This window comes from Janthinobacterium sp. ROICE36 (assembly GCF_002869965.1).
Lineage (GTDB): Bacteria > Pseudomonadota > Gammaproteobacteria > Burkholderiales > Burkholderiaceae_D > Janthinobacterium.
In genome coordinates this window covers 1-22,194 of record NZ_PEBS01000086.1, presented here as the reverse complement: position 1 = coordinate 22,194, position 22,194 = coordinate 1, and the positions used below count along the sequence as shown (strand labels likewise).

The 22,194-nt window shown below is 62.8% G+C and carries 18 protein-coding genes and 3 tRNA genes; 5 read left to right on the top strand and 16 right to left on the bottom strand.

All coding sequences use genetic code 11. The features are described 5' to 3' along the window. The 8 genes from CSZ94_RS23945 to CSZ94_RS23910 form a co-directional block, all read right to left on the bottom strand. Positions 1-124: GTP-binding protein (locus tag CSZ94_RS23945; protein WP_017454492.1), on the bottom strand; the 124-nt coding region annotated here is incomplete at its 3' end. A gap of 88 nt (positions 125-212) precedes the next feature. Beyond that, positions 213-287 (bottom strand) — tRNA-Thr (locus CSZ94_RS23940). Positions 288-330: 43 nt separating this feature from the next. Then, positions 331-404 (bottom strand) — tRNA-Gly (locus CSZ94_RS23935). Positions 405-464: 60 nt separating this feature from the next. After that, positions 465-549: transfer RNA gene (locus tag CSZ94_RS23930), tRNA-Tyr, on the bottom strand. A 233-nt stretch (positions 550-782) separates the two neighbouring features. Beyond that, positions 783-2,429, bottom strand: a complete 1,647-nt coding sequence (locus CSZ94_RS23925; protein WP_102123817.1) for a tetratricopeptide repeat-containing response regulator — start codon at positions 2,427-2,429, stop codon at positions 783-785. Positions 2,430-2,571: 142 nt separating this feature from the next. Further along, positions 2,572-4,167: a DUF3369 domain-containing protein gene (locus CSZ94_RS23920; protein ID WP_102123816.1), complete on the bottom strand. Its 1,596-nt coding sequence runs from the start codon at positions 4,165-4,167 to the stop codon at positions 2,572-2,574. Between the two features lie 63 nt (positions 4,168-4,230). Continuing rightward, positions 4,231-5,301, bottom strand: a complete 1,071-nt coding sequence (locus CSZ94_RS23915; protein WP_102123815.1) for a J domain-containing protein — start codon at positions 5,299-5,301, stop codon at positions 4,231-4,233. A 148-nt stretch (positions 5,302-5,449) separates the two neighbouring features. Further along, positions 5,450-6,601 carry a class I SAM-dependent methyltransferase gene (locus CSZ94_RS23910; RefSeq protein WP_102123814.1) on the bottom strand — a complete coding sequence of 384 codons (1,152 nt, stop codon included), beginning with the start codon at positions 6,599-6,601 and terminating at the stop codon, positions 5,450-5,452. A gap of 74 nt (positions 6,602-6,675) precedes the next feature. Between CSZ94_RS23910 and CSZ94_RS23905 the strand changes: the two genes are divergently transcribed. From CSZ94_RS23905 to ttcA, 3 genes are read left to right on the top strand one after another with little or no spacing between them, the layout of a single operon-like run. After that, positions 6,676-7,464, top strand: coding sequence for an SDR family oxidoreductase (locus CSZ94_RS23905; RefSeq protein WP_102123813.1), 789 nt, complete (start codon positions 6,676-6,678; stop codon positions 7,462-7,464). 52 nt (positions 7,465-7,516) lie between these two features. Beyond that, entirely contained in the window at positions 7,517-7,915 is a 399-nt protein-coding gene (locus CSZ94_RS23900; protein WP_102123812.1) for a dihydroneopterin aldolase, read from the top strand. Between the two features lie 5 nt (positions 7,916-7,920). Continuing rightward, positions 7,921-8,883 (top strand): tRNA 2-thiocytidine(32) synthetase TtcA, encoded by a 963-nt coding sequence (gene ttcA, locus CSZ94_RS23895; protein ID WP_102123818.1) that lies wholly within the window; start codon positions 7,921-7,923, stop codon positions 8,881-8,883. A gap of 49 nt (positions 8,884-8,932) precedes the next feature. Here the strand turns inward: ttcA and CSZ94_RS23890 are convergent, their stop codons facing one another. Beyond that, positions 8,933-10,630 (bottom strand): methyl-accepting chemotaxis protein, encoded by a 1,698-nt coding sequence (locus tag CSZ94_RS23890; protein WP_102123811.1) that lies wholly within the window; start codon positions 10,628-10,630, stop codon positions 8,933-8,935. Positions 10,631-10,826: 196 nt separating this feature from the next. Between CSZ94_RS23890 and CSZ94_RS23885 the strand changes: the two genes are divergently transcribed. After that, positions 10,827-12,155 carry an amidohydrolase gene (locus CSZ94_RS23885; RefSeq protein ID WP_102123810.1) on the top strand — a complete coding sequence of 443 codons (1,329 nt, stop codon included), beginning with the start codon at positions 10,827-10,829 and terminating at the stop codon, positions 12,153-12,155. 143 nt (positions 12,156-12,298) lie between these two features. After that, the gene (pepF, locus tag CSZ94_RS23880) at positions 12,299-14,173 is read left to right on the top strand and encodes an oligoendopeptidase F (RefSeq protein WP_102123809.1); all 1,875 of its coding nucleotides are present in this window, start codon (positions 12,299-12,301) and stop codon (positions 14,171-14,173) included. A gap of 8 nt (positions 14,174-14,181) precedes the next feature. On the opposite strand, the gene kefC is transcribed toward pepF, so the two are convergent. The 7 genes from kefC to CSZ94_RS23845 form a co-directional block, all read right to left on the bottom strand. Then, complete coding sequence (gene kefC / locus CSZ94_RS23875) at positions 14,182-15,999, bottom strand: glutathione-regulated potassium-efflux system protein KefC (protein ID WP_102123808.1); 1,818 nt, start codon at positions 15,997-15,999, stop codon at positions 14,182-14,184. An 83-nt stretch (positions 16,000-16,082) separates the two neighbouring features. Further along, the gene (locus CSZ94_RS23870) at positions 16,083-16,472 is read right to left on the bottom strand and encodes a hypothetical protein (protein WP_102123807.1); all 390 of its coding nucleotides are present in this window, start codon (positions 16,470-16,472) and stop codon (positions 16,083-16,085) included. Beyond that, the gene (locus tag CSZ94_RS23865; RefSeq protein WP_102123806.1) at positions 16,469-17,044 is read right to left on the bottom strand and encodes a dual specificity protein phosphatase family protein; all 576 of its coding nucleotides are present in this window, start codon (positions 17,042-17,044) and stop codon (positions 16,469-16,471) included. Before CSZ94_RS23865 ends, CSZ94_RS23870 begins: the two co-directional genes overlap by 4 nt. Beyond that, complete coding sequence (locus tag CSZ94_RS23860; RefSeq protein ID WP_230540300.1) at positions 17,041-17,511, bottom strand: hypothetical protein; 471 nt, start codon at positions 17,509-17,511, stop codon at positions 17,041-17,043. The genes CSZ94_RS23865 and CSZ94_RS23860 overlap by 4 nt, the downstream gene beginning before the upstream one ends. Before the next feature lie 8 nt (positions 17,512-17,519). Then, complete coding sequence (locus CSZ94_RS23855) at positions 17,520-18,647, bottom strand: MGDG synthase family glycosyltransferase (protein ID WP_102123804.1); 1,128 nt, start codon at positions 18,645-18,647, stop codon at positions 17,520-17,522. Between the two features lie 111 nt (positions 18,648-18,758). After that, complete coding sequence (locus CSZ94_RS23850; protein WP_102123803.1) at positions 18,759-19,904, bottom strand: ankyrin repeat domain-containing protein; 1,146 nt, start codon at positions 19,902-19,904, stop codon at positions 18,759-18,761. Positions 19,905-20,024: 120 nt separating this feature from the next. Beyond that, positions 20,025-21,824, bottom strand: a complete 1,800-nt coding sequence (locus tag CSZ94_RS23845) for a M14 family metallopeptidase (protein WP_102123802.1) — start codon at positions 21,822-21,824, stop codon at positions 20,025-20,027. Positions 21,825-22,194 lie beyond the last annotated feature (370 nt).

Genomic DNA, 22,194 nt, shown 5'->3' with positions numbered 1-22,194 from the left:
CGCCGAATTTCTTCGACAGAACCGTTGCGATTGCAGCGGTCAGCGTGGTTTTACCGTGGTCGACGTGGCCGATGGTGCCGACGTTGACGTGCGGCTTGGTCCGTTCGAATTTACCTTTTGCCATTTTGAACTCCTAATGATTTGATTAGATTGCTCAGGCACACGCCCGACGGTCTGGTTTGAATTGCTTCTGTGCTGCCTGCTGCGAATTCTGGTGCCCTTGACGTGGATCGAACACGTGGCCTCTCCCTTACCAAGGGAGTGCTCTACCACTGAGCTACAAGGGCTGTAATTTGTTGCATGCGATGCATCAAGCATCTGAACGGAAACTGGAGCGGGTGAAGGGAATCGAACCCTCGTCGTAAGCTTGGAAGGCTTCTGCTCTACCATTGAGCTACACCCGCGAGGTATCGTTCACTTCATCTTCACTTACTTGCTACTACCCAGTTTTCCTTGCAAAAACTTGGTGGAGGGGGCTGGATTCGAACCAGCGTACTCATAGAGAACAGATTTACAGTCTGTCGCCTTTAACCACTCGGCCACCCCTCCGCGGGAACCGCAGAGTATGAAGCATCTACTCACAACTGTCAACCTTATTTACCGATGCTTGACTGCTGCATTTGCGTATAAAGAAGAAGTTGGCTGCTTCGGGGCGTGATTATAAGCTTTCGATTTGAGAATGTGCAAGGGTTGGCGTGAAAAAGTGGTCTTTTTTCGCATTTTTTTTATCACTCCTGGCGGCAAGCCGCATTTTCCCGTCATTCGCCCCGCATTTTGCCTGTTTACCGGGCGTCAGGCGGATGCATCCAGGCGTTGCCAAGGGGCTTATATTTACGCAACAACTGCTGATGCAGGCCCGATAGCACGGGCAATTTGGGGTTGCGCGGGTCCAGGCGGCGCACACCGGCAATAAAAGTCAGCGCCTGCTGCCCCATGCGTTCATCCCAGCCCTCGTGTTCCAGGCATTTCAGTACCGCCACGGCCGCATTGAACACCACTTGGGGATTGTCGGGCAGGCGCGTGACGGCTTCCCCCATCAGATCGACGGCGCCGCGGAAATCGCCTTCTCCCGCCTTGGCGGCGCCTGCCGCCACCATGTCGGCCACTTCCTGGCGGCTTTGCCGCGCCAGTGCCTTGGCCAGCTCCTCGCGCCCCGCCTGTTCGAAGACGGCCATGGCGCGCGTCATGGCCGCGCTGTCGGGCGCATTGCGCATGACTTCGCGCATCACCTCGGCGGCGCCGTCTTCGCGCCCATGAGCCAGGCAATGGCGCGCCAGTTCCGTCTTCAGCATGTTCGAGCCGCCCACGCTGTGGCGATTGGCGGCCAGGGCGACGTCGAGCGACTGCTGCAGACGCTCCTCGTTGCCCGTATGCGCATGCAGCATGGCGCTGCACAGGGCGCTGCACAGTTCCGTGTTCTTTTGCCCGCCCATCGACTTGTCGAGGTCGCGGATCACGGCACCCACCTGCAAGGGGTCGCCCTTGCGCACCAGGGTCTGTACCAGGCGCACATGGTCTTCCGGGTCGCGAAATTCCGAATACTTGGCCTTGCTGACCACCAGCTTCAGGGCTTTTTCCGCCATCTCGATATCGTCGGCCGCCAGGGCCGCCTCGCCCAGGCGGCGCAAGCGGCGCACGGCATGCGGCGACAGGGTCACCGCCTCGCTCAGGGCGGCCTGCGCCAGTTCCGGCTTGCCTTGCGCCAAATGCGTGCGCGCCAGCCAGTCATACGCGTCGAGAAAACGCTTGTTGTTTTCCAGCAGCCCTTCCAGCGTGCCCTGCGCCGCTGCGTACTCGCCCATCAGGAACTGCGTCTTGGCCTGGCCCAGGCGCGCCCAGCCGATGGACTTGGCGTCGTACAGGGCTGCGTAGATCGGCTCGGCGTCGGCCGCCTCGCCCAGCAGCAAATGCAATTCCGCGCGCAGGCGCAGGAAATCGGTGGCGTAACGGGGATACAGGCTGGCGCCCTCGGCGCAGGCGGCGATCGCCGCGCGCTCGTTACCCACGTCGATCAGTTCATAGACGGGCACGAAGGCATTGCGCTTGTCCAGCGCGCGGCCGATGCGCTCCAACATGTTGTCAGCAGTAAATGGCTTGAGAATGTAATCGGTAGGCAACAGCTCGACAGCGCTGACCACCTTGGCGAAGCTGCCCTCGCCCGTGACCATGAAAAACATGGTCGACGCGTGCATTAATTTGTGGTGGCGCAAGTCTTCCAGCATCTGCTGGCCATCCTGCCCGCCGTCGAGATCGTATTCGCACAAGATCAAATCATACGCTTTGCTGCCCAGCATGCGGATCGCCTGGCCCGAGCTGGCCGCGTCATCGATCTTCGCCAGGCCGCACAGGTTGAGCATATTGTGCAGGCTGGCGCGCATGCCGGGATGCGGTTCGATGATCAGTGCGCTAAGGCCCTTGAGTTCTTTCATGTCGTAATGTCCGAAAACTCTGCGGCGCGCCACACTGGTGCGTGGCGCCGACCAGCATGAGGCAGCCGAGTATATGACGGCGCCGCGCACAAGGGAATGGTGTCGTGCCAAAAAACAAGGAAGCTGGCAAGGAAGTTGCAGCTCAAGCGGTGGCGCGCTCCGGATGCCACAGTTGCGGTTCGTGGTCGATCAGGTCCAGCAGCGCCGTCACCACTTCCGGATCGAACTGGCTGCCGCTGCGCTGTTCGATGTATACACGTACCTGCGGATACGGCCACGACTCCTTGTAGGGCCGCTCGTGCAGCAAGGCATCGAAGACGTCGACCACGGCGACGATGCGCGCGGCGACGGGAATGTCGCGCCCCTTGATGCCATGCGGATAGCCGGCGCCATCGAAATGCTCGTGGTGGCCGCCGGCGATCTGCGCGCCATACGTGAGGTAGCTGACGCCGTCGACCATATTGGCGGCCCGCTCGAGAATGGTGCGCCCGACGCTGGCATGCAGCTGCATCTGCGTCCGCTCCTCGTCGGTATGCTTGCCCGGTTTCAGCAGCACGGCGTCCGGCGTAGCCACCTTGCCCACATCGTGCAGGATGCTGGCCAGGCCTATCATGTCGAGCAACTGCGGCGTGAGCTCGTCGGCATACACGCCGCGCTGCTGCATGCGGCGGGCGATGGCGTCGGACAATTGCTGCACCCGCCGCACATGGCCGCCCATGTCGCTATCGCGGAACTCGGCCAGATCGGCCAGCGCCACCACGGTTGCTTCCTGCGCCTTGCGCAGCTGGCCGAACATGTGCAGGTTGTCGAAGGCGGCGGCGATGCGCTGGCAAAACACTTCCAGCAAGTCACGCTGGATCTGCGCCAGCGGCCACGGCGGCGTGACGGAGATGGCCAGCTCGCGGTTGCCTTCCGTGTGAATGAACAGCACATTGGCCGGATGCTCGAACTGGCTGCGCTTTTCCGCAAACGCCTTGGCGATGGTGGGGGTGAGCGCATGGTCGGCCGGCAAGGCTTCCGACTCGGCCAGCATGGCATAGCTGCCCGTGGCGGCGACCACCTCGGGCCGCCCGGAGCCGCCCTGCATCAGGCACAGCACGCCGTCGGCACCCACGTCGAGGATGGCGCTGACCTGGTTGAGCACGCCGGAAGCGAATTCGCGCAGCGAATGGATCTGGTACAGATTGGTGGCGCCGGCAAGGATCTTGCCCAGGCCGATGCGGCTGCGCTCGAGCATCATCAGGCTCTCGTAGGCGCGCAGGGCCGAGATGACGGTGGTAAACAGCTTCTGCGTCGTCAGTTCCGTCTTGGCCTTGTAATCGTTGATGTCGTATTCGATGATGACGCGCTGCTCGGGCGCCTGACCCGGCTGGCCCGTGCGCAGCACGACGCGCACCATAGAGTTGTTCAGGTCGGCGCGGATGCGCCTGGCCAGGATCAGGCCGGCGTCATCCGTTTCCATCACCACATCGAGCAGCACCAGCGCGATATCGGGCGTGTCGCGCAGGATGTCATACGCTTCGCGGCCGCTGTAGGCGGAGAACAATTCCAGTTCGCGCCCCTTGAAACTGACATTGCGCAGCGCCAGCCGCGTGACCGCATGCACATCCACATCATCATCGACGATCAAGACACGCCACAGGCGCTGGTCGGGCGCGGCCAGCCCGGCAGGACTGGCCACCGGCTCATCCTCGTCGAGCAGCCAGTTATCATCTGCATCGGCTTTGAGGTCGGTCATGAATACTCCTAATGGATAAGTTCGATGTGGACGCTGCGTTGAGGCATATCAAGCATAATCAGATTAGATGCTGCTTACAACAGGATTCTGCGTACCGCCTTCGCCGGCGGACGATGCCGATGCCGATGCCGAGGCATCGCCGCGCGTGCTGCCGCCACAATTGTCCTGGCCCGGCCCGACTGCCTGGTAGCGCACTTCATACTTGCCTGCGCTGAGCTGCTCCACCAGCAGCTTGTCGTTAGCGAGGATGTACAGGTAGCGCACGTTCGAGCGCCGCTCCGTGTCATACAGTTTGACGAACACGGGCGCCGCGTTGCTGCTGTTATCGATGGTCAACGCCAGTTCATCGCCCTTGTTACTGATCGGGAAGCCATCGACATAGCCGGACTGCGCCGGCCAGGGTTCGCCATTTGGCGCCACCAGCGCTGCGGACTGGCCCACGCCATCGCAGGCAAGCGGGCTGGCTTTCAGGCTCAGCTGGGAAACGGCCAGCACGCGGATCTCGGGCGTCTTCGCTTGCTGCGGTTCCGGTGCATATGGCTTGCCCACGGCCCAGCTGTCGACGGCCACGACCTCGCCTTTCGATGAAGGTGGCGCGGCCGTCTGCGCTACTGACTTCTCGCCATCGCGGGCCAGCCCGCTCCAGGCCGATGCCAGCGCGGCCGGCACGGGCTGGGAGGTATCGAGCATCAGCAAGGCGCCCAACCAGCCCAGCAACAGGCAGACAAGCAGGCTCAACCACCAGCGCCAGTTGCGCCAGACGGGCTGCAGGCCGAGTCGCGGCTTGCCCTTTGCTGGCGGCACATCCTGCTCCCACGCGTGCTCATGCGACTGGGCATGGCCTTTCGCGCGGCCATCGCGGCTCTTGCCTTCTTCCTGGTGGGTGCTTTCCAGCCATTCGATTTCCCACTCCTCGGCAGCGATCCACTCGTCATGTTCCCTGCGGCGTTGTGGATCGGACAAGGTGCCGTAGGCGCTGTTGAGGATCGCCATGATGCGGGCGGCCTTTTCGTCGCCGGGATTCTTGTCCGGGTGGTATTTCTGGCTGAGGGCTTTGTACGCAGCACGTATGACTTCCTGCGGCGCCAGGCGCGCCACCTTCAGGTTGTCATAGTGTGTATGTATCTTTCCCATCGTTCTATCTTGAAATCGGTGCGCGGCGACGGGTTCTTGCAGGATGGAACCGTGCTGTGTCGGTCATCATAAACGATATGACAAGACAATAACCACCGGCGGACAGGAAATTGCAGGGCGAGACTGCCCTGCCTTGATATTGCAGCGCTTACAAGCGATGACTGCGGTCGGCGGACAACAGGACCTCCGGCAACTCCACGCGGTGCCCCACGGCCAGCACCTTGAACAATTCCCCCATCTCGGCCGGCGAGACCAGCTTTTGTACGGCGCTGGCCTGCGGCACGTACGTTTTGACCTGCTCAGGATCGGTGCGCAGCAGCAAGTCGCCGATGCCAGCGCCCAGCAGGAAGGACGCCTGGTTCATGTACGCGAGCACATCGAGGCCGGCGTCCTGCGCCACCACCGCCATGGCCGTAAAGTCGACGTGGGCCGTGATGTCTTGCAAGCCTGGCAAATAAAACGCTTCCGCGTGGGCGTGGTGGCGGTAATGGCACATCAGGGTGCCCGTGGCACGCAAGTCCAGGTAATACTCGTGCGCAGGGAAGCCATAATCGAACAGCACGGCCGCGCCGCCCTTGCCATTGGTCAGCATGCGCGCCAGCGAGCGCATGAAGCCGCAGGCGACGCCGTGGATTTCGCTGACATAGCCAACCGGCAAGGCATCGGCCTCGGGCACCTGGGCGGCGATCTGCGCGGCCACGTCGGCACCGGCAAGGCGCTCGACAAAGACGAACTGGCCGTCGGCTATGCTGACATCGAGCTCGCACCAGCCGGCGGGCGTCTTGCTGATCAGGTTGACGGGCATGGCGTCCAGCACTTCATTGCCGAACACGGCGCCTTCAAAAGCGTCGGGAAAGCCATCGAACCACACCACTTGCGGGAAGGCGGCCAGCGCCAGCTCCTGGCGTGCGCGCAATTCGCCGGACAATTCGACGATCGCATACTGTTCTATAGCGATGCCGGCGCTGGCCGCTTCCGTCAGGATATCAAAGGCCAGCTTGCCCGTGCCGGCGCCGAATTCGAGGATGCGCGGGGCCGTTTGCGCCATAATAGCGGCTGCCACATGGGCCAGGGTGGCGCCGAACAAGGACGAAATTTCCGGCGCGGTTGTAAAATCGCCATCTTTGCCCAGCTTGGCGGCGCCGCCGCTGTAATAGCCGAGGTCAGGCGCATACAGCGCCAGCTCCATGAAGCGGACAAAGGGAATGGCGCCGTCATTGCGCGCGATTTCGGCGGCAATCTGGTGCTGCAAGGCATGGGACGCGGCCAGCGCGTCGCTATCGGGTGCGGGAAGAGACATACCCGCATTGTAGCGAATCGGCGGCGCATGCCGCCAGTGTGGCATCCACCGAATATCTCAACCATAGCAAAGACATGACAGAAGCAACGACAACGCCATTCAACAGCACTCCCCGGGTCGCCCTCGTCACGGGCGCGGCGCGCCGCATCGGCCGCGCCATTGCGCTAGGCCTGGCGCGCGACGGCTGGGATATCGCCGTGCATTACCGCGACTCGCGCGAAGAAGCGCTCAGCCTGGTGGCGGAAATCGCCGCACTGGGCCGTCGCGCGCAAGCATTCCACTGCGACCTGGCGCAGGAAGAGGCCGTGCGCCAGCTATTGCCGCAGGCACAGGCGGCGCTGGGACCGCTCACTTGCGTCGTCAACAATGCATCGTTGTTTGAATACGACAATGCGGGCGATTTTTCCGTCGCCGCGCTCGACGCCCACATGCACGCCAACCTGGCCGCCCCCATCCTGCTGGCGCAAGCCCTGTACCAGGCCACCCCAAGCGGCGGGCAAGCCGTGGTCATCAACTTGCTGGATCAAAAACTGTACAATCTCAATCCTGATTTTTTGTCGTACACCCTGTCCAAGGCGGCGCTGCTGTCGGCGACCACCATGCTGGCCCAGGCGCTGGCGCCGAAAGTGCGCGTGGTGGGCATTGCCCCCGGCATCACCATGGTCTCGGGAGAGCAAACGGAAGCGAACTTTGCCAAGGCGCATGAAAACACGCCGCTGGGACGCTCCAGCACGCCCGAGGATGTGGCCGACTGCGTCTGTTATGTGGCCGGCGCGCGCGCGCTGACGGGCACTACCCTGCTGGTCGATGGCGGCCAGCATTTGATCGGATTGCCGCGCGACGTCATGTTTTTGACCAAATAATCAGCAGCCCTACCAAACAACCAGCATTCCAGCATCCCCTAAAGGTAAAACTATGTCGTCCGCCCTGTCCCACCCTCGCCTGACCGATTGCCGCCGCCTGTTCCTGCGCAATTACGAAGTCCTCATCAACATCGGTGTCTATGACTTCGAGAAAAAGGGCGAGCAGCGCGTCCTCATCAACGTCGACCTGTACATTCCCCTGGCCCTGTCGACGCCGAAGGATGACCAGCTGGAAGAGGTGGTCGATTACGACTTCATGCGCGAAAACATCGCCAAACGCATGGCGCAAGGCCACGTGCAGCTGCAGGAAAGCCTGGTCGACGACGTGCTCGCCGCCATGCTGGCGCACCCGCGCGTGCGCGCCGCGCGCGTCTCGAGCATGAAGCCGGACGTGTATCCCGACTGCGAAGGCGTGGGCGTGGAAGTATTCAAGATCAAGGATGAAGCATGAACAACATGAGCAATGCCGCAGTGATGGAATCGGCGACGACGGCCGTGGAATTCCCGGCCAATGTGGAAGCGCAGAAACTGGCGCGCAAGAAGGCGGAAAAGATCGCCCTGGAAAACAACAAGCTGCACAAGCGCCTGTGTCGCCTGGTGGGGCAAGCCATCGGCGACTTCAATATGATCGAAGAAGGCGACAAGGTGATGGTGTGCCTGTCCGGTGGCAAAGATAGCTACGCGCTGCTGGACATCCTGATGACCTTGCGCGAGCGCGCGCCGATTCACTTCGACATCGTCGCCGTCAACCTGGACCAGAAACAGCCGAACTTCCCGCCGGAAATCCTGCCCGCCTACCTGACGGAACTGGGCGTGGCCTTCCACATCGAAAACCAGGATACCTACAGCATCGTCAAGCGTTTGATCCCGGAAGGCAAGACCACCTGCTCGCTGTGCTCGCGCCTGCGCCGCGGCATCCTGTACCGCGTGGCTGACGAGCTGGGCGCCAACAAGATCGCCCTGGGCCACCACCGCGATGACATCCTGGAAACGTTCTTCCTGAATATGTTCTTCGGTGGAAAACTGAAGGCCATGCCGGCCAAGCTGCAATCGGACGACGGCAAGCACATCGTCATCCGCCCGATGGCGTACGTGAAGGAAGAAGACACGCAGCGCTATGCGCAAGTCAAAGGCTTCCCCATCATCCCGTGCGACCTGTGCGGTTCGCAGGAAAACCTGCAGCGCAAGCAGATCAAGGGCTTGATGCGCGAATGGGACAAGAAATTCCCCGGCCGCGTGGAAAGCATCTTCTCGGCGCTGTCGAACGTGGCGCCGTCGCACCTGATGGACCCGAAACTGTTCGGCTTCAAGGATTTGAAGGCGGACGGCGTGGCCAGCCCCATGGGCGATATCGCCTTCGACGAAGAACCGTGTTCGACGCCGACGACATTTGGCACCATCCCGCTGCAGCAAGGCTGACCTTGACGCACGGCGCCATCATGGCGATGGCGCCGCCGTCGGTCTTCATTTAGAACTCTTCCCAGTCGTCGCCGGCCAGCGCTTTCGCGGGCGCTGGCGGCTTCGCCCTGACGGCAATGCTGCGCGCGGCAACTCGTGGCGCCGGCGCAGGACGCGCGACTGCCGGCTGTGGCGCCGAGCGGCGCAGCAAGCCTGGCTGTTCGCGCAGCTTGAATACGCTGACCACTTGCGCCAGGCCGTGCGCCTGCTCTTGCAGCGAACCGGCCGCCGCCGCCGCCTCTTCCACCAGCGCCGCATTTTGCTGGGTCACCTGGTCCATCTGCGTGATGGCCTGGTTGACTTGCTCGATGCCGTGCGTCTGCTCCTGACTGGCACTGGAAATCTCGCCGATGATGTCGGTCACGCGCTTGACGCTGGAGACCACTTCATCCATCGTCGCGCCAGCCTGATCGACCAGCTTGGCGCCCACGCCCACCTTGCTCACCGAATCGTCGATCAAGCCCTTGATTTCCTTGGCCGCCGCTGCCGAACGCTGCGCCAGGTTGCGCACTTCGCCGGCCACGACCGCGAAACCGCGCCCCTGCTCGCCGGCCCGCGCCGCTTCCACCGCCGCATTCAGCGCCAGGATATTCGTCTGGAAGGCGATGCCGTCGATCACGCTAATGATGTCGACGATCTTGCGCGACGATTCGTTGATCGAGCCCATGGTCGCCACCACTTCGGCCACCACCGAGCCGCCGCGGCTGGCGATGCCGGCCGCCGTGATCGCCAACTGATTGGCCTGGCGCGCATTGTCGGCATTCTGCTTGACGGTGCTGGTCAGCTCTTCCATCGACGAGGCCGTTTCTTCCAGCGAACCGGCCTGCTCTTCCGTGCGCGATGACAGGTCCAGGTTGCCGGCGGCGATTTCCGACGATGCAGTGGCGATGCTGTCCGTGCCGCTGCGCACCTGGCTGACGATGCTGACCAGGTTGTTGTTCATATTGCCCAGGGCCGTGAGCAGCGCCCCCATTTCATCCTTCGCCGTCGTGGCGACGGTCTGCGTCAGGTCGCCCGCGGCCACCGTTTCGGCCAGCGCCAGCGCCTGGCGCAGCGGACGCGTGATGCCCGTCGTCAGCAGCCACGAGCACAACACGCCGAACGCCACGGCAAACAGGGTCAGCAGGCTGATGACGGTGGTGTCATGCACGGCGGAGGCATCGATCTGCTTGGCCGTCGCATCGATGCTTTCCCGCTGCAAGGTCACCAGTTCCTGCAGCAAGTCCTGGTAAACCTGGGCCGCCGGGGTGAATGCGCCGTCGAGAATTTTCGCCGCGCCTTCCACATCGCCATCGGCCTTGGCCTTGACGGCGCCGTCGCGCGAGGCGCTGTACGCCTTGCGCTGCTCGAGGATCTTGGCGAACAGGGCTTTTTCCTTGTCGCCCGCGACCAGCGGTTCGATCTGCTTGAGCAATTCGGCCGCCTTTTTCACCGAGGCGGCCGAGTCTTCCTTGAAATACGGTCCCAGCGCCGGGTCGCTGCTCTTGACGATGGCGGCCGTGCGGCGGATCGAGGCAAAGTTCAAGCCATACCAGTCGGTAATCAGGCGTTCCTTGGTCAGCGGTTCGGCCATCATGGCGCGCGTGGACGTCGCCACTTCATTCAGGCGCCACACGCCCACAGTAGCGATCAGAACGGTCATTGCCAGGATCAGGACAAAGCCAATGCTCAGGCGTTTGCCGATCTTGATATTTGCGATAAAGCCCATGGTGTCTTTTCTCTAAAATCATGCGTTGAAGATATTTTTAATTCCTTAAGGAATTATTTATATTGCAGATTATACATTGTTGTAATATATGTGGCTGCTTTATTGATTTTGAGAAATGTTTCTGTTAATTTAAAAGTCTCCTCAGCAACTACAGGCGCGTCGCACATCTTTGCACGCCTGTTTCTCAAAGAAATCCATGAAATTTTCCACATTGCCTCTGAAACAAATCACCTTCGCCGCCGCCCTCGCCTGTGCCGGTAGCGCCCACGGCGCGGCCCTGCCGCCGGCCATCGCGGCGCAATTGAACGCCAACTATCGCGCCGTGGAAAGCCTGTACCTGGACCTGCACCGCCACCCGGAGCTGGCGTTCCAGGAAGTCGAAACGGCAAAAAAACTGGCCGAGAAGGTCAAGGCGCTCGGTTTTGACGTGACCACCGGCGTCGGCGGCACGGGTGTTGTCGCCATCCTGCGCAACGGCCCCGGCCCCGTCGTCATGCTGCGCACGGAAATCGACGCCCTGCCCGTGCTGGAAAAAACCGGCCTGCCGTTTGCCAGCAGCGTCGTGACGAAAAACGCGGCCGGCGAAAGCGTGCCAGTGATGCATGCCTGCGGCCACGACGTGCACATGTCGGCCTGGTATGGCAGCGCCAAGCTGATGGCCGACAACCGCCAGCAATGGAGCGGCACGCTGATGCTGGTGGGCCAGCCGGCCGAGGAACCGCTGCTGGGCGCGGCCGCCATGCTGAAGGACGGCTTGTTTACACGCTTCCCAAAACCGGACTACGCGCTGTCCTTCCACGATGAAGCCACGCTGCCATCGGGCACCGTCGGCTACCATGCCGGCTACTTCCGCGCCGCTGCCGACACCATCAGCATCACCGTGTATGGCCAGGGTGGCCACGGCGCCGCACCGCACGACACGCGCGACCCCGTCGTGATGGCCGCGCGCATCGTGCTGGCATTGCAAACGCTGGTCTCGCGCGAATACAATCCGATGGACCCCGTCGTCATCACGGTGGGCAGCATCCATGGCGGCACCCAGGCCAACATCGTGCCCGACCAAGTCACCATGCAGTTGACGGTGCGCACCTTCAAAGATGCCGTGCGCAAGCGCGTGCTGGCCAGCATCGCGCGTGAAGTCAAGGGCGAAGCGTTTGCCGCCGGCGCGCCGAAAGAGCCGCTGGTGGAAATTCGTCCCGGCACGGACGCCGTCTACAACGACCCGGACCTGACCCTGCGCATGGTATCGACCTTGCAAAAATCGCTGGGCGCGGCCAACGTGACGGAAATGCCGGCCAAGATGACGTCGGAAGACTTCGCCAACTACGGCCAGGCCGGCGTGAAGGCGGTGCTGCTGCATATCGGCGCGGTGGAGCCGGCCAAGCTGGCCGCCGCCAAGGCCAGCGGCAAACCGCTGGCCGGCCCGCACTCGCCACAATGGGCGCCAGAGTACCAGCCGACCATCAAGGCGGCGATCACGGCGGAAACGTCCATCCTGCTCGACTTGCTGGGCAAGAAACAGTAATCGCGTCGTCCGCGGGGAAGCTGGCCTTCCCCGTCCCTTCCTTCCCGTAGTGCTTTCCTTCGGCCCCCTGCTGCGCTAAGCTCGGTGTCTGCCGCCACGCCTGTGCTGGCATCCCTCGCAACCAGACCATGAACGGACACTGTATGACGACAACCGCGCGCAAACGCCCCGTACTGACCCTGCTGGCCCTCGGCTTCGCCCTCTCCAACGCCTTCGCTGCGCCAGCCGACCGGCAGGCCGACCGCTGGGACTTGACGGCGCTATATGCCAGCGATGCCGCATTCGACGCCGACGCGAAAAAGCTGTCGTCCCAGTTGCAGCAACTGGGCGCATGCAAGGGGCAGCTGAAAGCCTCGCCAGCCCGCCTGAAAAGCTGCCTGGACCTGGTCGCCGATGCGCGCAAGCGCATCAACACGCTCTATACCTATGCGGCGCAGTACTACGACCAGGATACGGGGGACAGCAAGGGCAACCAGCTGAACCAGCGCGCCGCTCTGCTGGGCAACGACTTCACCCAGGCGAGCACCTTTTTGCAGCCGGAAATCCTCGCCCTGGGCGCCAAACGCATCGATGCCATGCTGGCCAAGGACAAGGGTTTACAACTGTATCGCTTTCAATTGAGCAACATGCTGCGCAGCGCGCCGCATACGCTGGACGCGGCAGGCGAACAGCTGGTAGCGCAATTCGGCCTGGCGACGAGCTCGGCCGCCAGCGTCTACCGCACCCTGGCCAATGCGGAAATCGCGTGGCCGACAGTCAAATTGTCGGATGGCACGCAAGTGCGGCTGGACCAGGCGGCCTATACCAAATACCGGGGCGACGACCAGCGCGCCGACCGAAAACTGGTGTTCGACGCCTTCTTTGGCAAGTGGAAAGAGTATGAACGCACGTTCGGCGAAACCCTGTACGGCCAGCTGAAAACGGATGCCGCGTATGCGAAGGTACGCCACTACGCCGATTCGCAAAGCGCCGCGCTCGACGCCGATAATTTGCCGCCAGCCGTCTACCAGACCCTGATCGCGCAAACCAATGCCAACCTGCCCACCCTGCACCGCTACTTCAAGCTGCGCGCGCGCATGCTGGGCGTCAAGGACCTGGCCTACTACGACATCTATGCGCCACTGCTGAAAAGCGATCGCACGTTCCCGCTGGCCGACGGCAAGCAGATGATGCTAGCCTCTGTCGCGCCGCTGGGCCCGGACTATGTCAAGGCGCTCACTGCCGCCGTGGACGCCCGCTGGATGGATGTCTACCCGCGCCCGCGCAAGGTGGCGGGTGCCTACATGAATGGCGAGGCGTATGACGTGCACCCGTTCGTGCTGCTCAACTACACGGACAATTACGAAGCCGTCAGCACCCTGACGCACGAATGGGGCCACGCCATGCACTCGGTGCTGGCCAACAAGGCGCAGCCATCGATCTACGCTCCGTACAGCATCTTTGTCGCGGAAATCGCCTCGACGACGAACGAAGCGCTGCTGCTCGACGCACGCCTGAAGCAGGCGAAGGATGACGACGAGCGCCTGCTGTACCTGGGCGCAGCGCTGGAAAACCTGCGCGGTACCTTCTTCCGCCAGGCCATGTTCGCAGAATTCGAGGCGGCCATCCACGGCAAGGTGGATCGGGGCGAATCGCTGACGGGCGAGCAGATGACGGCCATCTATGCCGACATCCTCAAGCGCTACCACGGGCAAGCGCAGTGCGTCATGAGCATCGATCCCGCCTACGCGCTGGAATGGGCGTACGTGCCGCATTTTTATCACGGCTTCTATGTGTTCCAGTACGCCACCTCGATCGCAGCGGCGCAGGATTTCGCGCAGCGCATCCTCGACAAGGAGCCGGGCGCGCTGGCCGCCTACCTGAAGATGCTCAGCGCGGGCGGCTCGGCCTACCCGTATGAACTGGTGAAGGCGGCCGGGGTCGACCTGGCCTCGCCGAAACCGTACCAGGCGCTGGTGGCGCGCATGAACGGCATTATGGACCAGATCGAGGCGATTGAAAGCCGCCGGGGCAAGTAATGCCGGGATCAGACCCGGGGGTCTGATCCCGGTGTTTCCGCCGCCGCAAACGCCGCCGCATCGCTCTCGAACATGTCTTCCAGCTCCTCGCGCGCCTGGCGCGTGAGGGACATGACTTTTTGCTGGTCCTGGAAGTGCGGCGCCACTTCCAGCAGGGTCTTCAGGTTATGCCGGCCAAAGATGCCGGCCGCGCGCTGCGCGCGCTCCGCGCTGTAGCCCACCTGCTGCAAGGTCTGCTCACCCAGCAACAGGGCCGCGGCGAAGGTCTCGCGCTCGATCAGGGTCACGCCCCGTTTCATCAATTCATAGTAATGCGTGACGTTGCGCGCGCGCGCCAAAATCGTCAGATCGGGCAGGCGCAAGCGCACGGCGTCGACCAGGGCCAGGCTGTCGTCCACATTGTCGATGGCGATCACCAGCGCCTTCGCGTTTTCGATGCCGGCCGCCACCAGCAGATCGACGCGCGTGGCGTCGCCATAAAACACCTTGAAACCGAACTTGCGCAGCAGCTCGATCTGGTCCGGGTCGTGGTCGAGCACCGTCACGCCGATCTTGTTGGCCGCCAGCAGGCGGCCGATGATCTGGCCGAAGCGGCCAAAGCCGGCGATGACGATGGGGTTGTCCTGCGCCTCGATAGGATCGTCGGGGCGGCGCTTCTTTTCGCCTTGCAGGCGCGGCGCGACGAATTTGTCGTGCAACAGCAGCAGCAAGGGCGTGGCCACCATCGACAGGGTCACCACCACGACCAGCAGCGCAGCCGTCTGCGGCGCAAAGACGTGCGCGGCCTCGGCGGCGGCAAACACGACGAAGGCGAATTCTCCCCCCTGCGACAGCAGCAGCGCGAAGAACAACTGCTGGCCGCGGGGAATGTCGACAAACTTCGACAACACATACAGCAAGGCGATCTTGACCGCCAGCAGGCCCGCCACCAGAGCCAGGATCAGCAAGGGCTGGGCGCGCAGCACGCCGAAATCGACGGACATGCCCACGGCGATGAAGAACAAACCCAAGAGCAGCCCCTTGAACGGTTCCAGGTCGCTGATCAGCTCATGCCGGTATTCGGAATCGGCCAGCAGCACGCCCGCCATGAAGGTGCCCAGCGCCATCGACAGGCCCACCGACTCCATCAGCACGCAGATGGCAATCACCAGCAGCAGGGCAAAGGCCGTGAAGATTTCGCGCAAGTCCGTTTTGGCGATGAAGCGCAGGATGGGGTTGACGAGAAAGCGCCCGCCGATCACCAGCGCTGCCAGCACGGCAGCCAGCTTGGCCACGCGCAGCCAGCCCGGTTCACCGCTATGCGTGACCAGGCCGCCCAGCAGCGGCACCAGCGCGATCATGGGAATGGCGGCGATATCCTGGAACAGCAGAATGGAAAAGCCGGCGGAACCGGCCGGCGTGCTCATCAGCTTGCGTTCGCCCAGGGTGGCCAGCACGATGGCCGTCGACGACAGCGACAACCCCAGCGCGCCCACCAGCGCCGTGCGCCAATCCACGCCGAAGGCCATGGCCACGGCGCACAGCCCTGCGCTGACGACGCCCACCTGCGCCCCGCCCCAGCCAAAAATGGGGCGGCGCAGCAGCCACAATCGTTTGGGTTCGAGCTCCAGGCCGATCAGGAACAACAGCAACACCACGCCGAATTCGGAAAAGCTGAGGATCACCTCGACATTCTTGATCAGGCCCAGGCCCCAGGGACCGATGACGACGCCCGCCACCAGATAGCCCAACACGGCGCCCATGCCCAGGCGCTTGGCCAGCGGCACCATGATGATGGCGGCCACCAGGTAAAACAGTATGTTGATGAGAAAACTGTGGTGTTCCATGCGGGTGCCGGGCAGAGTGTGGATGAAACGACATCATGCCTGAAGCGGCGCGCCAGCGTGAAGTTGCTGCCGCGCCAGGCTGGCTATTTACGCGCGGCCACCCGCAGCCGCAACGCGTCGAACATTTTCGGGATGCTGTCACGGCTCATGCTGTCGACGATCCAGTCCAGGCCCATCGGTACCGGACCAGAGTCCGTGTACACCTGGTACTTGACGGCGGCAGCGCCGGCATCGAGCGGATCAGGCAACAACTGCCAGTAGCCGCTGGTATCGGCGATGGTGTCTTCGACCTTCACACCCTCCATCGGCACCCGCTTCCAGGCCAGGCTGCAGCTGGCGCCGCCGCCCGCTGGCGTCACCTTGATCTTATCCACATTCGGCATGAATTGCGGATAGCCGGCGAAATCCTGGATGGCCGCGCAGACGGTGGCCAGCGGACAACAGGCGGCCAGCGCGAACAGCAAGGTCTTCATGGTTTTTCCCCGTCGATCTGCGCGCGCAGTGCTGCCACATCGACGCGCTTGAGGTAGCTTTCGATATTTTTCCACACGGCGTGGTAACCGTAACCGCCATTTTTCAGCTCATCGATCGCCTTCTCGCGCGGCCAGCCCTGGTACAGCATGCGGTACATGGCGGCCATCATGCCCGTGCGGTCGGCGCCATGCAGACAGTGCAGCAGCACGGGACCTTGCTGTTCCGCGCTGCGGATGCTGCGCATGGTGTCGATCACATGGCGATCGCGGATGGCCCAGGTATTGATGGGAATGCGGACGGCGCGGATGCCGCTGCCTTCCAGAACCTGCGTATCGGAGTGGAAAGAGCGCAGACTGATCACCGTCTTCACGCCCAGTGCCTGCAGCTGGGCCACGTCGGTACTGTCCAGTTTTGCGCTGCGGTACAGGACGGGCGTGACCTGGTGCAGGTTCGACACCTGCGGCAGCGGCGTGGCCCACGCGGCATTACGCTCCGGCGGCAGGGGCGCCTGCGCGCCGGCGGAACTGGCTGCCAGGGCCAGCGAGAACAGCAGGAGATGCGACAAGGTCATGACTTCCTCTTGTATGAAAACCACAGCAGTACGCCGGCGAGCAGCAGCGATACCCAGTAATCGGTCGGTGCCCACCACAGCCAGTGCTTGTGCCAGGCGATGTGGGCCGGATTGAAGTGCGCCACGCCATAGGCGGGATTGAGCACGAACCACAGGTAATCCTCGATGATCCAGAACAGCATGATGCAGCCGATGGCGCGGCACTCGAGACGCAGCGACCATTGCGCCAGAAAGATCATGGGAAAATGGAAGAACAGGGCGATAAAGGGAAAGACCCAGGCATGGTAGCCGGTCATGGGCCGTCCGCCCCAGAAAATATCGAGCAGCCAGTGGCTTTCGATGCGCCAGGTGGGTAGGTTTGCGGCCCAACCGGCCGCCCCTTCGATCTGGATTTCCACCTGCGCAAAAAATAATCCCAACAGCGCCACCCAGGCCAGGGTCAGGGCTATCTGCCAGGGTTTTGCCACGGCGCCCATCACGCCAGCACCTGCGCCAGCACGTCACAAGCGGCGCGCGGGCGGCCCAGGGCCAGCGCTTTTGTGCGCATCGATTGCAACTGCTCAGGATGGTCGAGCAACAGACGCACGCGGTACTCCAGGGTCACGGCGTCAAACGCCTTCAATGCCACGCCCTGCTCCAGCAGATAGTCGGCATTGCGCTCTTCCTGCCCGGGAATCGGCGAGTTGACGATCATGGGCAAGCCCAGAGCCAGGCATTCCGAGGTGGTCAGCCCACCCGGCTTGGTGATCACCAGGTCGGCGCACGCCATCAGTTGCTCGACTTCGCTGGTAAAGCCTTGCGCCAGCAGGCGGCCCGGATACTGGCCGGCCAGTGCCTGCAGCGCCGCCAGCGCGGCGGCGTTTTTCCCCGCCAGCACGATCAGCTGGAAGTCGCCGGGCAAGGCCAGCAGGCGCGCGGCGACCGTTTCAAGGCTGCCCAGTCCCGCCCCGCCACCCATCAGCAGTATCGTCGTGCGCTGCGGGTCCAGGCCAAACGCCTGCGCGCACTGCACGCGCCCGAGCGCCTGCGCGAACGCGGGCATGATGGGGATGCCCGTCACATGAATGCGGTCGGCGGGGATGCCTTCGTGGCGCATGCGGAACGCCACTTCGTCGGTGGCGGCGAAATAGCCCTGCATCTGTTCGTGCACCCACATGCGGTGCAAGTCGAAATCGGTGACCTGCACCCACACGGGGCAAGCCAGCTGTCCCTGGCGCAGTGCGCGCGACAGCAGTTCGGCCGGCAGGAAATGCGTGCAGATGATGGCGTCGGGCTGGAAGGCTGCGATCTGCGCCATCAGCGCGCGCGTGTTGAGGCGCTCGACGGCGCGGCGCAGGCGCTGCATCGAGCTGTTGCGCGGCGCATCGTGGGTGGCATGGTACAGATAGCCCCACAGCGCGGGCGCCTTGTTGACCAGCTTGATATACAAATCCGTGTACAGCTTGCGGAATGCAGGCGTGACGAAATCCATTACGTCTAGATGCAGGGCCGGTGCCGCAGGGCCAGCGCCGCCATCGCGCGCCGCATACGCCTCGATGGCTTGCGCCGCGCGCAGGTGGCCGGCGCCGGCCGAGACGCTCAGAAGAAGTATTTTCTTTGTCATGAAGAACCGATGCGTGAAAAAGCTTAGCGCGGACGCGGAAGATGCATTGGCAGGATAACATTGCTGCAAGCCGGCCGGATTGATCTGGCCATGCGCGTGTGCATGCCGGCGCTAAGCAATGACGGGAACGGGCAAGGCCGACACTTTCCAGCTGCCTGTGAGCTTGCGTTCCATCAAAGCCGGCATGGCGCTGGCGTCGGGTACGCCTTTCTTGGTGAACTTCACCGGCACCAGCAGATAGATGGTGACCTTGTCATCGTCGGCAATGTCTTCTTCCTCCGGCGCCGGATTCCAGCGCTTGTCGATGGCCAGCAGCGCATCGACGCCGTCCGGCCAGGCCAGGTCCGCCAGGCACGGATCGTCACGCCGCAGCAACTCACCCGCCGTCAGGCTGGCCTGATCGAGCGTGCGTCGTCCCAGGCGTGCCAGCAGCGCCTCCGGAAAGCGCCATGGGCTGTGCTCCGTGAAGCCGTGCACGGTCAGCGGCCAGCGGGCTGGCAGGCAGATGGCCAGTTCGGTCATCGGCGATTGCTGGAACAGGCCGACCGTAAACAGCAGCTTGAAATCGCGCTTGCCTGCGATGCAGCTGATCCCCAGCGAAAAGCGCGCGTCGCCGCTGTCCGGGCTGAACACCGCCGGCAGTACCCAGCCGGCGCTGTTGTGCATAAAGGTGCGGATCGTATCCTGCGGAGACGCGGCCGCGTGCTGCAGCACGTCAAGTATGCTGACGCCGCCGGCGGCGGCGAGCAATTGGGCGATAGCGGGAAAGCCCCAGCCAGTGGCGATATCGACCGGTGCCTGGTTCCAGCGCGTATGCAGGCGGTTCGGATTGGCGCCCCGCTGCAGCAGCAATTCGACCACGTCCTGATAGCCGCCAACGCAAGCGCTATCCAGCGGCGACAGTATATTGTCCGGCAAGCCATCGACGGCAGCGCCATGCTCGAGCAGCCAACGGCAGGTATCCAGGTGGCCATGGCCTGCCGCCGCGTCCAGCGGCGTATGGTTGCGGTAACCGGGCAAGGGCAGATCGATGTCCATGCCCAGCGACACGAGCAGGGCGCAGACGTCGCGGCTACCGCCGGCCGCGGCCAGATGCAGCAGCGATTCGCCGTCATCCATGTTGTAGCGGCGCAAGGTCAACAGCAGCGGTGTGGCCTGGAGCAGGCTGCGCACCTGTTCCATCTGATTCTCGTCCACGGCGTCGCAGAGGCGAAAAAACGCTTCCCGGTGCTGGTTGTAGAGTGTCTTGTTGCCCATGCATGGTCTCTGCCCGTGATGGCGGCGCCATCATCGAGCGGAGAATAGCATTTTCTTTCGATTAATCTGCGCGATTTGACAACTCCGGTGTGCACCGGGCGACGACGCGCGTATCGGGCGTTATAAGTCCATGAAACTGACAGGCGCCACGTCGACGCGCATGACCGGATACAGGTTCAAGCGCTCATCCCACGAAGCGTGGCGGCGGGCGAAAAATTCCAGGCGCGCACGCGGATTATTGGCAAACTCGGGCTCGTCGGCCAGCTTCTGCCGGAACTGCGCCGCCAGTGCCGGGTCGGCCGCCAACTGCGCGCGCGCCACATCCTCGGTCACATAGTCCTCCATGTATTCCTTGCGCTCGAACGCCGTGTTGAAGCTGCCCCAGGCCAGCAGCGAGTCGGGCGCGCGCGGTTCGAGCAGCGCCATCACCAGGCGCGCCTTCGGCTGGTTGACGGGCACGTACAGCACGCAGCTATCGACCAGGCGCACTGCCTTCTGCCATTCGCCCTGTACCGCCGCCGTCTGGCGTCCCTCGAACGACTGCGCACCGAACTTCACTTGCGTGGCGCGGAAGATTTCCACATTCTGCCGGGAGAGGAAGCCGGTCATTTCATTGTAGGCGATGCCGTGCTGGCGCAACTTGGCGCCCACCATCGTCGCCTGCGCGCATGGCACCAGATAGCCAGCCTTCGGCGCGGCCACCTGCAGGTCAGGCACGATCTCGTCGCGCAGCGGCACGTTCCAGATTTGCGGCGTCTTTTCGTCATAGCGCGTCATCAGCGCGCCTGACACTTCGGACGGCGTGCGCGTATAGGCATAGCCGCGAAATGCGATCATGCGGCTTTTCTCCGTGGTCCTGTAGCTGAGGGGTAGCACACTGCCGGCCAGCTGCGTCGCGCGCAGGTCCGCCTCCACTGCGGTTTGTCGCCATGCTGCGCCGTGCTGCGCCATCTGCGACAGCAGGGCAATGATGGTGTTGCGCGTGATGCGCACGCGGGTCGCGTAGTCCTTCCACGAATGGGTTTCCACCAGCACGCCGAAACGGTTACGCAACAGGAAATAGCCGTGCGAAAAGCGCGGGTTCGGCGTCGCATCGACAAAACCCGACTGCGGATTGTCTTCTTCGGCAAATGACATGTAGAACGGCTTCGGATCGGAACCCTGTTTTGCCAGGTCGGCCAGCACACCGTCGCGCAGCGCCGTTCCCGCCGCGCGCAAGGCCGCATCGCCCGCATGCACGGGTTCGACCTGGATCGAGATATCGGGTTCAAACTGCGCGCCGTCCGTCACGTGCAAGTCGACATACGCCAGCGGATCCCAGGCATTCACCAGCGCCAGCATGTGCTGCATCTCGGGAGAGTCGGCCTTCATGTAGTCGCGGTTCAAATTGAAATTCTGCGCCGTGCTGCGCCAGCCCATTTCCTGCGGCCCCCGCTGGTTCGGGCGGTTCCAGTTACCGAAGCGCTCATGGCCGTCGACATTCAGCACGGGCACGAACAGCAGCACCTGCTTGTCCAGCACGCCGGCGGCTACCTTGCCTTTCAATACTTCGCGCAAGGCAAGGAAACCCGCGTCCTTGCCATCGATTTCCCCCGCATGGATACCGCCCTGCACCAGCAGCACGGGTATCTTGCGCAGCTTGGCCACGTCCGGCGTCAGCGCGCCCGTGTTGGAAACGGCCAGCGCCAGCATGGGGCGGTTTTCCGGCGTGCGGCCAAATTCAAAGCAGCGCACCTGTTTCGGGTGGTGGACCTCGAAGCGCTGGCACAAGGCTTCCACTTCCTTGTAGCGGCCCGTACTCTTGAAACCCGAGTACTCGGCCTCCGTTTTCAGGGAAAACAGCCGCATATCGCGCGCAGCATGCGCGTTGACGGCAAACAGGGAAAACACGGCGGCAGACAGCAGGGCATGGCGTAGCATCGGGCTAGCTCCATCAAGAGGGACAAGCGGGCAATTATAGAGTGGCGTTCAGATAAACAACGCACCGGAATGCAAAAAAGCCGGCACAGCGGATGCTGTCCCGGCTTGATGCGATAAAGACGACTTAACAGGGTGTTGAAAAAGGACCCCAGTCCTTCGGATTTTGTCGCCAGACATGCGAATTTTTCGGGCTGGAAGCCGCATTTTTCCTAAAAAGCAGTTTTCAGCCACTTTTCAGGCCGTTTTTTGACATTTTTTAGCGCTTTCCGTACTCTATGGACGGAGTTATCCAACCACCGCCGATAAACGCCAGCCAAAGATCGTCGCCATGCGCGTCAGGTTGTAAGCGGCGAAAGTGAACGTGGTTTGT

What these genes read in the sequence shown, in the direction of transcription:
- CSZ94_RS23925 (WP_102123817.1), bottom strand. Translation starts at nt 2,429, where the DNA reads ATGAAAGAACTCAAGGGCCTTAGCGCACTGATCATCGAACCGCATCCC.
- CSZ94_RS23920 (WP_102123816.1), bottom strand. Translation starts at nt 4,167, where the DNA reads ATGACCGACCTCAAAGCCGATGCAGATGATAACTGGCTGCTCGACGAG.
- CSZ94_RS23915 (WP_102123815.1), bottom strand. Translation starts at nt 5,301, where the DNA reads ATGGGAAAGATACATACACACTATGACAACCTGAAGGTGGCGCGCCTG.
- CSZ94_RS23910 (WP_102123814.1), bottom strand. Translation starts at nt 6,601, where the DNA reads ATGTCTCTTCCCGCACCCGATAGCGACGCGCTGGCCGCGTCCCATGCC.
- CSZ94_RS23905 (WP_102123813.1), top strand. Translation starts at nt 6,676, where the DNA reads ATGACAGAAGCAACGACAACGCCATTCAACAGCACTCCCCGGGTCGCC.
- CSZ94_RS23900 (WP_102123812.1), top strand. Translation starts at nt 7,517, where the DNA reads ATGTCGTCCGCCCTGTCCCACCCTCGCCTGACCGATTGCCGCCGCCTG.
- ttcA (WP_102123818.1), top strand. Translation starts at nt 7,921, where the DNA reads ATGAGCAATGCCGCAGTGATGGAATCGGCGACGACGGCCGTGGAATTC.
- CSZ94_RS23890 (WP_102123811.1), bottom strand. Translation starts at nt 10,630, where the DNA reads ATGGGCTTTATCGCAAATATCAAGATCGGCAAACGCCTGAGCATTGGC.
- CSZ94_RS23885 (WP_102123810.1), top strand. Translation starts at nt 10,827, where the DNA reads ATGAAATTTTCCACATTGCCTCTGAAACAAATCACCTTCGCCGCCGCC.
- pepF (WP_102123809.1), top strand. Translation starts at nt 12,299, where the DNA reads ATGACGACAACCGCGCGCAAACGCCCCGTACTGACCCTGCTGGCCCTC.
- kefC (WP_102123808.1), bottom strand. Translation starts at nt 15,999, where the DNA reads ATGGAACACCACAGTTTTCTCATCAACATACTGTTTTACCTGGTGGCC.
- CSZ94_RS23870 (WP_102123807.1), bottom strand. Translation starts at nt 16,472, where the DNA reads ATGAAGACCTTGCTGTTCGCGCTGGCCGCCTGTTGTCCGCTGGCCACC.
- CSZ94_RS23865 (WP_102123806.1), bottom strand. Translation starts at nt 17,044, where the DNA reads ATGACCTTGTCGCATCTCCTGCTGTTCTCGCTGGCCCTGGCAGCCAGT.
- CSZ94_RS23855 (WP_102123804.1), bottom strand. Translation starts at nt 18,647, where the DNA reads ATGACAAAGAAAATACTTCTTCTGAGCGTCTCGGCCGGCGCCGGCCAC.
- CSZ94_RS23850 (WP_102123803.1), bottom strand. Translation starts at nt 19,904, where the DNA reads ATGGGCAACAAGACACTCTACAACCAGCACCGGGAAGCGTTTTTTCGC.
- CSZ94_RS23845 (WP_102123802.1), bottom strand. Translation starts at nt 21,824, where the DNA reads ATGCTACGCCATGCCCTGCTGTCTGCCGCCGTGTTTTCCCTGTTTGCC.